Source organism: Flavobacterium sp. GW823-FHT04A11 (assembly GCF_058796535.1).
Map to the genome: position 1 here is coordinate 1944287 of NZ_CM179503.1, position 12210 is coordinate 1956496.

Consider the following 12210-nt stretch of genomic DNA (forward strand, 5'->3'; position numbering starts at 1 on the left):
ATTAAATTTATTTATTGTTTGTATTTGATGCCAATGCCTAAAATGTAACCGTTTCCGGTATTAAGATCATAAACCTTATGATTGTCGTTGTCGAGAATAGTGTACTTTTTATTAAAATCGTAACCGGCTTTAAAATTTAAAAACCAATTTTTATCAACGTTTCTTTCATATTCAAATGCAGATGTCATTTGCGATGTACTCATCTTTGTACCATTATTAACATTCATAAGCGCATGATCGAGATTGTAAAAATTACCATTAAAGCTATTGGTTAAGCTAAATGCATTTCGAATATTGTTAGAATAAGAAATCTTCGAGTCCGGAAATCCAATCAGTAATGCACTTTTTTCATTTACTTTATATTGCAAGGATAATGTTGGCAGGAATCTAGGATATCCAAATATTGCTGTTCTTGAAACGCCAATATTTACATTGATATTTGGATTCATTTGCTGACTTATTTCAAAACTTCCTAAAACTGTTACATCTGAAATGTCAAGGTTTCTTTGAAAATTTGCTGTTGGCGTCAGAACAAGATTCAATTTTGTTTTTGAAATCTCATGTGTAAATTCAAATTTATTCTTCAACTGATTAAATTGATCCAGGTTTTCAAATGCTTCAAAATTTCCAACATCATAATTCACTTTCAAATTCGAAAATTCTGTTGTATTCTTTATTTTATTTTTCGAATTGAGAACTACATTAAATGATGAACCAATACTGGTTTCGTTAAAATCAATTTTATCTGTAGGCTCTGTTTTTAAATTCACGTTTGCCGAAAATTTTTCCTGAGCTTTCATATTCAAAACCGAAATCAAAAAAAGAGAACCTATTAAAAGCCTTATTTTCATTACTTAATTATTGGCTCAAAAGTAGGTGGCTAATGGATTTAAAAAAAAGAAGATATATGTATGGCTGTTTTTGATAGACTAAATACCTCTTTTTATGGCTGAATCAATTATTTATTCGCCCAAAGCTATTGTAGATGATATTTTGCTATTTATAGGTTAAAAAGGCGCGACTGTATATGTTATAGTGTAATGCAGAAGAGTGCATTTTATATTTGTTCAAAAAATAAGATTATGCATAAATATATATTGATGTTGGTTTTTGCACTTACTATAATTTCTTGTGGTACAGATACAGATAACGGCGAGTTTGTTGTTGGTTCTGATTATTTGGCAGTAAGTAACAAAGTAATTTTAATTGATACCGTAACTGTCGAAATGTCTACCATAAATTTTGATTCGCTAGTTACCTCAAGTCAAAGCCGAATTTTAGTTGGAAATTATGATGATCCAATATTTGGGAAGGTAAAATCAAATGGTTATTTTGAATTAGCAGGAAGTATTTATAACCTGACAAATACAGGCTCGGATACGGAATCTGTAAATTATGTTTTTGATTCTATTTCGATGATTTTAAAATATGATAATTATTACTACGGAGATACCACTAAAGTACAAACATTTGATATTCACAGAGTCACTCAAAAAATAAAACCAAATACAGACGATGACAGCTTTTATAATAATTCTGTTTTAAGTTATAGTAATGAAAGTCTTGGCAGTATATCTTATAAACCCAGACCGACTGAAAAGGACTCTATCAATATAAAAATGGATAAGGTATTTGGGGAAGAATTTTTTCAAAAGATTAAAAAAAGGGAAATTACTGATTTAACAAATTTAACCGAGTACTTAAAAGGACTTGTTTTAGTTCCTTCTACTTCCAATTCTTCGAGTGTGATTGGTTTTAGTTCGGCAAAAAGTATCGTCAGGATGTATTATTCAAAATACCAAAGCGATGATGAGAATTCTTATCACTTAGATTTTACAATTGCAGACATCTCAAAGCAATTCAACTCAATTTCGTCTGATAAAACCGGAACCTTAATTCAAAACTTACCAACTTCACGCAGTAAATTATCCAGTTCGTTAACAAACAGGCAGGGATTTATTCAGTCAGGCGCGGGAGTGGCTTGTAGAATTGATTTTCCTAATATAAAACAGCTCAAGTATATCTCAGAAAAAGGTGCAATCGTCGACGCACAATTAATTTTAAAGCCAATTAATAATTCTTATTCAGAACAATATCCTCTTGAAGATTCTTTGCAGGTATATATAGCCGATAATTTAAATAGAATTAGTACCGGTTTAGCAAATTCTGCAGGAAATTCAGTTTATGGTTTATTAAACAAAAAAACCGACGAGTTTAATGAAAATATCGCTTATACGATTTCTATAGGAAGTTTTCTTCAAAGGGAAATGTGGAAACAAAGTGATTCAAAATCCTCCCTTATTTTAACGTTGCCCGGAATTTCTAAATCGGTAAACAGAATTGTTTTAGGAGATCAAAAACATCCGAACAATAAAATACAATTGAAAGTTTATTATATCTCCTATTAGATGAAAAATAAAATAGTTTTTTTAAGTGGCGCCATTCTAATGTCGCTAACAGCATTTTCGCAAAGTATTTCAAGTTCTCCTTATTCATTATATGGTGTAGGAAGTTTGTATGATTCAGATTTTGGTTCGATTCCGTCTATCGGTTCATCCGGGATTGCATTGCCATCGAATGTTTTTATCAATAATTTAAATCCGGCTTCATTAGCTTATTTGCCTTTGAATCATTTCATGCTCGATATTGGTGGAAAAGCAATTGCAACAACTTATGAAAGCGGGTCAAGGTCTGAAAAACGCAATAATTTTCAGTTTTCTCATCTTGCTTTTGCATTTCCTGTTACAAAAAACTCTGGATTTAGTATTGCTTTACGACCTTATTCAAGTGCAACATTCAAAATATCAAACTTAAAATTACCTATTTCAGATAGTCAGGAATATTATTACCTGACAGCTGCCGGTTCTGGCGGATTAAATAATTTTGATTTTTCGTATGGATACCGATTGGGTAAAAAATTATCTGTAGGAGCCACAGCTACTGCAATATTTGGTAATACAACAGATGACAGAAGCTATCTGATTTCAAATACTGTAACAAGCATTAGTAAAAACACACATTATAATGGTTTACGCGCAACTTTAGGAGCTCAATATAAAATTGATTCGACACTTACAATTGCTTCAACATTTAAATTGCCAGCAAGAGTGAAAGCGTCAAAAGTGCAAAGCGTTGAAACGTTAAGTAATGATGTTGTTACTACAGTAGAATCCAATGTGGCTTCAGATACAGATGATTATTATTTGCCTTTAGAGATTGGAGTAGGTGTGAGCAAGCGTTTCAGGAACAATCTAAATATGACTTTAGATTATGAAAAAAGTTTTTGGGAAAATACTAATCAATCTGAACTGTATGGAAATTTTGTTAATCAGGATCGATTCGCACTCGGATTTACTTATAGTGCACGAAAGAACATAAGAAGATATTGGGATCGTATTCAATATGCTGTTGGAGCTAACTTTGATACCGGTTATCTTGAAGTTGATGGAAAAAGAGTAAATAATGCAGCTATTTCTGTTGGACTTTCATTGCCTATAGAAAACACATATTCAGCTTTAAATATTTCGTATTCATATGGACAAAAAGGAAAGGTTTCAGACAATCTGATAAAAGAAAATTATCATAAAATCTCTCTTAATTTATCTTTAGACGGAATTTGGTTCGTCAAGCGAAAAATAGAATAACGATTAAAAGTCCTTATGTATTACCTCATATTTATTTTCCAAAATTGATTTTAAAACAGCAGGATTTGCATTAGAATAAAACACAGGTTCAATTTTTTCGGTTGTATCCGAAAAGCCTACTTTTTCGCGCAATACATTTTGGGTTTGTCTTGCAACAGCTTCTCCAGAATCAATAATTTTTATATGTTCAGGAAGAATCTTTTTTATTTGAGGAATCAAGTAAGGATAATGGCTGCAGCCTAGAACCAGGTAATCAATATTTGCATCGATCATTGGTCGCAAATAAGATTCCAGCAATTTTGTCATTTCCGGAGAATTCAGATTTCCATCCTCAATTAGCTGAACCAATCCATGTCCAACTTGTTCGATAATGGTTGTATTTTGAAACATTTCAGCAGTTTTATTAAACAACTCGCTGTTTAGTGTTCCTTGCGTAGCTAAAATACCTATAACTTGTGTTTTCGAATTATTGGCAGCCGGTTTTATAGCCGGTTCAATTCCAATAAACGGGATATCATAATCAGCACGAAGTTCTCTGATAGCATTTGTAGTTGCGGTATTGCAGGCAACAACAATTAGTTTACAATTATTTTCGAGCAGAAAATCTACATTTTTTTTACTTAAAGCAACAATCTCTTCTTTGGATCTTTGACCATACGGAGCATTTTTAGTGTCTGCTAAATAGATGGTTTTTTCGTTAGGAAGTAACTCGTGAATGGCGTTCCAAATGGATGTTCCTCCAATACCGGAATCAAAAACGCCTATAGGATTGTTGTTTGTCATAAAACAAAGTTACATATTTCTATGTTTTTCTACAATGTGGATTTTAAATAAATGAGTTAATAAAATGTAAAAAAAATACTATATCTAAGTTTTGGTTATCTATGAATATAACATCTAAACAATGAGAAATAAGTATAGAATTTAAACAAATTAATTCTTTTTCATTCTCTTTCAAAAAGTTTAAAAAGGTATAATGTATCGAATAAAAAAATGGCTCAAATTTTTAAGTTTGAGCCATTTTTTATAATAAGATTATTTCTTAGAATCCTAAGTCTTTCTTAACATCAGCAGTAATGTTTGGACCATCAGCTAATAAAAGAGTAGAACCATCTAATACATATTGGAAACCTTTAGCTTTTCCAACTTTTTGGATAGAAGCTCTAACTTTTTCCATTAATGGTTTTACGATGTCAGTTTCTTTTTGTTGTAGTTCTTTTTGTGCATTGTCTCTGTAATCAACAATTCTTTTTTGCATATCCTGAACTTCTTTAGAACGCTCACCGTTTACAGCTTCTGTTACAGTAGCAGCTTCAGCCTCATACTTTTTGATTTTCACTTGATATTCGTCAACCATTTTTTTGTATTCAGTATCGTATGTACCACTTAATTTTTGTAGTTGATTTTGAGCATCAAGCATTGCAGGCATTTTCGACATAATCTCGCTAACATCAACATGAGCTACCTTAGCTTGTGCATTCATTGTGTTACTTGCTCCTAAAACTAGTATCGCAGCAATTAGTAAAGTTTTGATTTGTTTCATCATTTTTAAAAAATATTAATTAATTATTGGTCGTATTTGATTTTTGTGTTTCGGCCTCTTTCGCTTTTTTAGCCGCTTCTCGTTCTTCTAAAATTTTCTTCTTTCTTTCTTCTAACTCTTTTTTACGCTGTTCATAAATTTTTTGTCTTTCTTCGGCTTTTGCAGCTGCTGCATCTGTAGCAGTAGTTGTTGCAGGTTCTGTTGTCGTAGTAGCTGAAGAAGGTTTTGCTGTAGCGTCAGTTTTTGTTTCTTGTGTTTTAGCTGGTTCAGAAACCGTGCCATTTTTTTTGGCTTCTCTTTCTGCAGCAATTGCTTTTCTTCTGTCGTCGTATTCTTTCTTCTTAGCTTCCTGTTCCAGTCTTCGGTCTTCAATTAATTTTTCTCTGGCAGCTTTTCTTTCATCCAGAACTTTTTGTCTGTCTGCCATTGCTGGATTTTCATCTATTTCATTCTCACGGTTTTCCTTAACTTCCTGATCCTTCAATTGCTTTTTAGTCAATTGTTCTCGTTTTTCAGTTCTGTTTAGAATACGTAAAACCTGATCGCTAATGTCAAATCTTTTATTACTAAATAACATTGTCAAATCCGAAGATTTATCAAAAACAAAATCATAATTTTTAGCTTCTGCTATATCCTGAACAGCTGTAAAAACCTGATCCTGGATTGGTTTTGCTAAAGCTGCTTTATGTCGAATTAAATTTCCATCAGCACCAAATTGTTTTTGCTGATAGTCCATCATTTCAGTTTCCAGAAATTTAATTTCAGTTTCTCTTTCCTCAATAAGTTCTTTAGTAAGTAAAGCTTTTTCGGCTTTAAGACTTTCTTTCAAATTATTGATTTCTATTTTTTTGGCCTCTATTTCTTGTTTCCATTTTTGAGCTTTTAACTCTAATTGGGCTTTTGCTTCCTTATAATCAGAAACATTTTCTAAAATATACTCCATATCTATGTAGCCAATTCTGGTTGTCCTTGTTTGCGCGTGACTTGCAGATGCTACAATCAGGGCTAAAAATATAAATAAAAATTGTTTTCTCATAACATTAGTTTATTTTCGAATTTTTAGCCAAATGTACTAAAATTTGTACTAAAATTGCTGTCCAATAATAAAGTGTGTTTCCCATCCATTAGCTTTATTAGTAACAGATCCTGGTAAAGCATCAAATCCATAACCAAAATCAATACCTAACAATCCAAAAGCAGGCATAAATACACGTAAACCAACACCCGCAGAACGATTCAAATCAAACGGATTGTAATCCTTAAACGTTGGATATGATGATCCTGCTTCCAAAAACGTTAAAGCATAAATAGAGGCAGATGATTTTAATGTAATTGGGTAACGTAATTCCATCGAGAATTTATTGTAAATAGTTGCTCCAATTTGCTCTCCTGCTGAATTCACCGGAGTTAATGAGTTATTTGGATACCCTCTTAACTGAATAGTTTCTCTACCATCCATTGAGTAGTTCGCCATTCCATCTCCTCCTAAATAAAAACGCTCGAAAGGTACGACACCTCTTGACTGATCATAAGCTCCTAAGAAACCAAATTCTGTTAATGTTCTTAAAACTAATTTACCATATACTTTAGTATACCAGTCAGCTTTAAATTTAACTTTATAATATTCTAACCAGTTGTATCTTTTCTGGTCAACTTTACCCTGGTCTGTATCAGCACTTGCATAATCAGATCCAACACTGTTATATAAAGTTTGACCTGATGAATTTACACCGGCAGACTTCATATAATCACCTTTGTTTAATGGCTGTTGATCAGCACCGTATGTGTTTTCTCCAGTATATTGTACTTTATATTCTTTTTGATTTTTTAAATCTCCGTAATCAATTCCATTAAATAATGAATATGGAGGTGTCACTTTTGCAGAGATACTAAATTCAGAACCATACGTTGGGAATATCGGGTTTACCCCTTTATTACTTCTTGAAATTCCGATTGTATAAGCTAAGTTTCTTGACGCTCCGTTACCAAAGGTAAATAAACCTGTGTTATAATTATTTAAATCATAATGCTGGTAACTGATCGATTGTGATAAAACAAAATAATCATCCGGCACCGTTAACCTTTTAGCAAGTCCTACCTGAACAGTAAAAATATTAAAACTTTTGCTCTTATCAACATCACGAGTAATATAATTATTAAGAAATTGCGTACTATACGAGATAGATGAACTAAATTGTACCGGCTTCTTTCCTCCAAACCATGGTTCAGAAAACGATAAGCTATAGGTCTGGAAATAAGTACTTCCTTGTAAACGAAGTGATACTTTTTGACCATCTCCCATTGGCAACGGTTTGTAAGCTTCTTTTTTAAATATATTTCTTGCCGAAAAGTTATTAAACGAAAGACCTAAAGTTCCAATGAAACCACCTCCGCCGTAACCTCCCTGAAGTTCAACCTGGCTGGATCCTTTTTCTACTACATGGTATTCAATATCAACGGTTCCTGCTCCTGCATCAACATTTTTGAATTTTGGATCGATAGCTTCAGGATCAAAAAATCCTAATTGCCCAATTTCACGAATTGTTCTAACCAATTGTTCTTTACTGTATTTTTCTCCCGGTTTAGTTCTTAACTCACGATAGATAACATGATCATTTGTTTTGTCATTTCCTACAACCGATATTTTGTTGAAATAAGCAATAGGACCTTCGGTAACTCTAATCTCAAAATCAATAGTATCATTAACCGTTTTTACCTCTACAGCATTGATATTAGAGAACAAATAACCATTGTTTTGATATAAGTTGGTAATATCTTCTGCGTCTGGTTTTGTTTTGTCAGCAATTCTTTTTTCCAGTAAAACACCATTATAAGTTTCTCCTTTTTTGATTCCTAAATAACGGTTTAAAAGTTGATCTGAATATACTGTGTTTCCAATAAACTTAATATTTCCGAAGTAATATTTATTTCCTTCTTCTAAATTGATTTTAATGGCAAGCATATTCTTCTCCTTATTATAAGTAACAGAGTCATATATAATACGGGCGTCACGATATCCTTTTTCCTTATAAGTAGCAATAACTTTTTCTAAATCGGCTTTATATTTTTCAGGAATGAATTTCGATTTCTTCAGAACATGAAGAATATTTTTTTGTTTCGTATCTTTCATGGCAGCTCTTAACTGATTATCAGTAAGTTTTTCGTTGCCTATGAAGTCAATTTTGCTAATTTTTACTTTATCGCCTTTATCTACACGGACAAGCATATTTACCTGATTTCCTGCGGTACTGTCCGGTGTATTTGTGATGGTAACTTTAGTATTATAATAACCTTCTTTTTTATATTTATTTTCAATATAATTTTTGGTCGTTGTAATTAAGTTTTCGTTTACAATTTTATTTTTGGTTAAATTGTTGTCTTTGATTAATCCTTCGACTTTACTTTTCTTAACACCAACAAATTTTACCTCGTTTAGTTTAGGAAGTTCAACAATATTTAAGTCAAGATAAATACTGTCACTTTCAACTTTATTTACATAGAATGCAATTTCATCAAAAAGGCCAAGTTTACCTAATTTTTTAATTGCACCACTGATTTCTTCACCTGGAACAGTGATTTCCTGACCTTTTTGAAGACCAGAGAAAGTAACAACAGTTTGTTCATTGAAGCTTATTTTACCAACAACAGAAACTTTAGCAAGAATATATTTTTTTCCTTGATCAAAAGGAACTCTTTCTTGTGCTTTTATTTGTGAAAAACTACCCAAAAGAAGTAGGGTAAGGACTATTTGTATTCTTTTTTGTAACACTAAAAAATTATTTAATTTGTTCACTGGTTTTTCCAAATCTACGTTCTCTTTTTTGATAACTAATAATAGCCTCATATAAATCTTGATCTTTAAAGTCTGGCCACAAGACATTAGTAAAATATAGTTCTGCATAGGCGATCTGCCAAAGCAAAAAATTACTTATTCTATGTTCTCCACTTGTTCGTATTAATAAATCTACGTCAGGTAAATTTTGCGTGTAAAGATGCTCATTTATAATTGAATCGTCAATAGTGTCTATTGAAATTATATTATTTTTAACTTTATCACTGATGATTCTGACGGCATTTACCAATTCTTCTCTTGATCCGTAACTTAAAGCTAGTGTTAGAGTGAGACGTGTATTATTTTTGGTTTTATCGATAACATCCAAAAGCTCTTTTTGAGCAGTTTTTGGTAATTTTTCAAGATTACCAATTGCATTTAATCTGATATTGTTTTCTTGCAGGGTAACAAGCTCTTTTTTTAATGAATTGATTAAGATTTTCATTAAAGCTTCGACCTCTAATTTAGGGCGATTCCAGTTTTCAGTAGAAAAAGCATAAAGAGTTAAATACTCAATACCAAGTTTTGCACAGGTTGTAATTGTTTTTTTTACTGATTTTGTGCCGTTTTCATGACCAAAAGCTCTTAAGAACCCTTGTTGTTTTGCCCAGCGTCCATTACCGTCCATTATAATGGCCAGATGTTTAGGTAAGTTTGTTTTGTCTATAGAGTCTATTAGGTCCATTTTATTATTCTGCGCAATAGCAAGGTTTTTGTCCAAAGGTATACGTTAAAGTAACACCTGTAAAGACATACCAATCATTATTATTTAAATTTCCAAATCGCAAAGATGATAAAGCATCATTGCTAGGATTACTTCCGTCTATATCGTCCGTAAAAGTATAACGGGCTCCGGCTTCAACACCTAAAACCCAATTAGGCGCTACATTCGATTTTATTCCTAACGTTATAGGAATAGCAATTGAGCTCGAATTTTTTTCTTTTCTGGTTTGTCCTCCCGAAATATATAATTCGTCGTACATAAAGTAACTTAATCCTGAATATATATAAGGAGTAACTTTTGGATGATAATCATGAAGATTAAAATCGAAAAAATTAAATTCTAAACCGGCAGAAAGTTCTTTTACATTGTTTTCAAATTTATAGCCTCTGCTGCTTCGCCCTGTTTCTTCTGATTCAAGATCATTTCCTGCAATGGTAGATTGTGTATACGAAAAGCGATACGAATGTCGCGGGCTTCTGTTCCATTTATACAAAACGCCAAAAGCCAGCTTTTCAGGAGCAATATAATTTGTTTTACCAACATCACCTACAAAGTTGCTTCCACCAAGAAAAACACCAATCTCATTGATCTGAGCATTTAGTGTGATAAAGGGAAAAAAACATAACAATAAATTAAAAATTTTCTTCATTTAATTCAGAATTGCGTGCAAATATAATAATTATCGATACGAATCAACGTCTGTTTAATTAAATGTGCTTTTTTTTCAATTTGCAATATGATTTTGAGACATTTAATGAGGATTCGATACATGCAGAACGAGAAAAAGTGGTATTATCGTATAGTAGCGAGTCAGAAAAAGACTTAATTCCTTTTGTCTTCTCCCCAAAGCAGCTTATTTCTTAAGGTTTTCAGGAAAGTTTCACCAGGAATCTCTACCATTTTTATTTTAAAGCCTGTTTTTTTGATTGTTAAAACCGATTCATTTTTTACAGAAGCGATTCTGGAATCTAAGGAAACCAAATACTGATCTTCTCTTCCGGAGACACGAAGCTTAATTTCAGTATCATCTGGAATAACAAGTGGTCTTGCTGTTAAATTATGTGGTGCAATAGGAGTAATTACTAAACTTTTAACATCTGGCGTTAGTAAAGGGCCGCCACAACTTAATGAATATCCTGTTGAACCTGTTGGTGTTGAAATAATCAGGCCGTCTGCCCAATATGAATTTAAATATTCATTATTAAGGTAAGTTTCGACCGTAATCATCGAAGTGGTGTCTTTTCTGCTTACCGTAACCTCATTCATGGCAAAATTTAAGTCGTCTTCGATCGCATCATTTTTTGGCTCGCAGGTTAAACTTAACAATGTTCTTTCAGAAGTAGTGTAGTTTTTATCAATTACAAACTGCAAAAAACTGTCGATATTTTCTTTTTGTACCGTAGCCAAAAAGCCAAGTCTTCCGGCATTAATTCCTAAAATAGGCACGCCAGAATTACGAACTAAAGTAGCAGCTCTTAAAATAGTTCCGTCACCGCCAATACTGATTAGCATTTCAAAACTATTGTCTAAAGAAGTTGTTGATGAAAAAGTTTTATATTCTTTTTTTACAAGTTCCTTTTCATGAAGCATTTTTAGGAAGTTTTCTTCTATCACCATTTCAACACCATTGGTGTTAAAAAACAAAAATATGTCCTTAATAATAGGTTCCGTACTGTTTTGGTAATACTGTCCGTAAATAGCTACTTTCATCTGGTGTTTAATCGATTTTTGTTTAATTGTTTAATCGTTAATTTTTCCGTCAAAACGATTAAACAATTAACCGATTCAACAACAAAACTATATATTAAGGTACTTGTCTAAATAATCAGAACGTTCTTTTAAACTATTTATATAAGCATCTTCTTGATGTTCTGAAATGATTTCGTAATTGTATCGTCTAAAAGTCTGAATGATTTCATTCATTGGCCCAACGCCAATTTTTACTGTAATCTGAACATTTTCCAAATCAGCTTCAGAAACAAAACAGCCTAAAATTTTCCCGTTATTGCTTTCAACAATCTGCGTTACTTGTCCCATAGAATAATCCAAAAGACCTTTTTGAACAATGATAATGCCGCCTTGTTCTTTTAAAAATGGAGTTTCCTGAAAAAATTTCATGATATCTTCCATTTCATAATAACCTATATAAAGGTTGTTTTCATCAATAACAGGAACTGTATTGGTATGATTTTTTGCAAAAACTTCTAAAACGTCCAGCCACATCATCGATTTTCTGGCAAAAAAACGTTCTAAAGTATATTTGTAATCAATTGCTTTTTTATCTGCGTCAAAAGTTTCGACATCATCAGAAGCAATACTTCCAATGAAAATACCGTTTTCCAAAATTGGAAAATGCGAAAAATTCAAATCAGCAAAAAAGTCCTGAACCGATGCTATCGTCTCCTGGCTATCAATTGCTCGAAAATCGTTTGTGATATAGTTTGTAATTTCTGTCATAAATCAGTTG

At 32.2% G+C, this 12210-nt stretch carries 11 protein-coding genes; 2 read left to right on the forward strand and 9 right to left on the reverse strand.

The features are described 5' to 3' along the window. Positions 1-11: 11 nt before the first annotated feature. Entirely contained in the window at positions 12-851 is an 840-nt protein-coding gene (locus AC3QL1_RS08445; protein ID WP_492496744.1) for a DUF6268 family outer membrane beta-barrel protein, read from the reverse strand. Between the two features lie 231 nt (positions 852-1082). Between AC3QL1_RS08445 and AC3QL1_RS08450 the strand changes: the two genes are divergently transcribed. Continuing rightward, complete coding sequence (locus AC3QL1_RS08450) at positions 1083-2408, forward strand: DUF4270 family protein (protein WP_492496746.1); 1326 nt, start codon at positions 1083-1085, stop codon at positions 2406-2408. Beyond that, positions 2409-3644: a BamG family beta-barrel-assembly machinery protein gene (bamG, locus tag AC3QL1_RS08455; RefSeq protein ID WP_492496747.1), complete on the forward strand. Its 1236-nt coding sequence runs from the start codon at positions 2409-2411 to the stop codon at positions 3642-3644. It abuts the gene before it with no gap. A 3-nt stretch (positions 3645-3647) separates the two neighbouring features. On the opposite strand, the gene murI is transcribed toward bamG, so the two are convergent. From murI to AC3QL1_RS08495, 8 genes are all read right to left on the reverse strand, one after another. Further along, entirely contained in the window at positions 3648-4427 is a 780-nt protein-coding gene (gene murI / locus AC3QL1_RS08460; RefSeq protein WP_492496749.1) for a glutamate racemase, read from the reverse strand. Positions 4428-4686: 259 nt separating this feature from the next. After that, complete coding sequence (locus tag AC3QL1_RS08465; protein ID WP_207384896.1) at positions 4687-5190, reverse strand: OmpH/Skp family outer membrane protein; 504 nt, start codon at positions 5188-5190, stop codon at positions 4687-4689. A 16-nt stretch (positions 5191-5206) separates the two neighbouring features. After that, positions 5207-6223, reverse strand: coding sequence for an OmpH/Skp family outer membrane protein (locus tag AC3QL1_RS08470; RefSeq protein WP_492496752.1), 1017 nt, complete (start codon positions 6221-6223; stop codon positions 5207-5209). Between the two features lie 48 nt (positions 6224-6271). Then, a complete protein-coding gene (bamA, locus tag AC3QL1_RS08475) occupies positions 6272-9031 on the reverse strand; it encodes an outer membrane protein assembly factor BamA (protein ID WP_492496754.1) in 2760 nt (919 codons plus the stop codon). After that, positions 8964-9704: an undecaprenyl pyrophosphate synthase gene (uppS, locus tag AC3QL1_RS08480; RefSeq protein WP_492497550.1), complete on the reverse strand. Its 741-nt coding sequence runs from the start codon at positions 9702-9704 to the stop codon at positions 8964-8966. Before uppS ends, bamA begins: the two co-directional genes overlap by 68 nt. Positions 9705-9708: 4 nt before the next feature. Then, complete coding sequence (gene porG, locus AC3QL1_RS08485) at positions 9709-10392, reverse strand: type IX secretion system protein PorG (RefSeq protein WP_492496756.1); 684 nt, start codon at positions 10390-10392, stop codon at positions 9709-9711. 173 nt (positions 10393-10565) lie between these two features. Next, positions 10566-11453 carry an NAD kinase gene (locus tag AC3QL1_RS08490; RefSeq protein WP_492496757.1) on the reverse strand — a complete coding sequence of 296 codons (888 nt, stop codon included), beginning with the start codon at positions 11451-11453 and terminating at the stop codon, positions 10566-10568. A gap of 87 nt (positions 11454-11540) precedes the next feature. Further along, positions 11541-12200 carry a CBS domain-containing protein gene (locus AC3QL1_RS08495; RefSeq protein ID WP_492496759.1) on the reverse strand — a complete coding sequence of 220 codons (660 nt, stop codon included), beginning with the start codon at positions 12198-12200 and terminating at the stop codon, positions 11541-11543. Positions 12201-12210 lie beyond the last annotated feature (10 nt).

Excerpts from the sequence above, each read along its gene's own strand:
- bamG (WP_492496747.1), top strand. The coding sequence starts at position 2,409 with ATGAAAAATAAAATAGTTTTTTTAAGTGGCGCCATTCTAATGTCGCTA.
- AC3QL1_RS08445 (WP_492496744.1), bottom strand. The coding sequence starts at position 851 with ATGAAAATAAGGCTTTTAATAGGTTCTCTTTTTTTGATTTCGGTTTTG.
- murI (WP_492496749.1), bottom strand. The coding sequence starts at position 4,427 with ATGACAAACAACAATCCTATAGGCGTTTTTGATTCCGGTATTGGAGGA.
- AC3QL1_RS08470 (WP_492496752.1), bottom strand. The coding sequence starts at position 6,223 with ATGAGAAAACAATTTTTATTTATATTTTTAGCCCTGATTGTAGCATCT.
- AC3QL1_RS08490 (WP_492496757.1), bottom strand. The coding sequence starts at position 11,453 with ATGAAAGTAGCTATTTACGGACAGTATTACCAAAACAGTACGGAACCT.
- AC3QL1_RS08465 (WP_207384896.1), bottom strand. The coding sequence starts at position 5,190 with ATGATGAAACAAATCAAAACTTTACTAATTGCTGCGATACTAGTTTTA.
- AC3QL1_RS08495 (WP_492496759.1), bottom strand. The coding sequence starts at position 12,200 with ATGACAGAAATTACAAACTATATCACAAACGATTTTCGAGCAATTGAT.
- AC3QL1_RS08450 (WP_492496746.1), top strand. The coding sequence starts at position 1,083 with ATGCATAAATATATATTGATGTTGGTTTTTGCACTTACTATAATTTCT.
- porG (WP_492496756.1), bottom strand. The coding sequence starts at position 10,392 with ATGAAGAAAATTTTTAATTTATTGTTATGTTTTTTTCCCTTTATCACA.
- bamA (WP_492496754.1), bottom strand. The coding sequence starts at position 9,031 with ATGAGGCTATTATTAGTTATCAAAAAAGAGAACGTAGATTTGGAAAAA.
- uppS (WP_492497550.1), bottom strand. The coding sequence starts at position 9,704 with ATGGACCTAATAGACTCTATAGACAAAACAAACTTACCTAAACATCTG.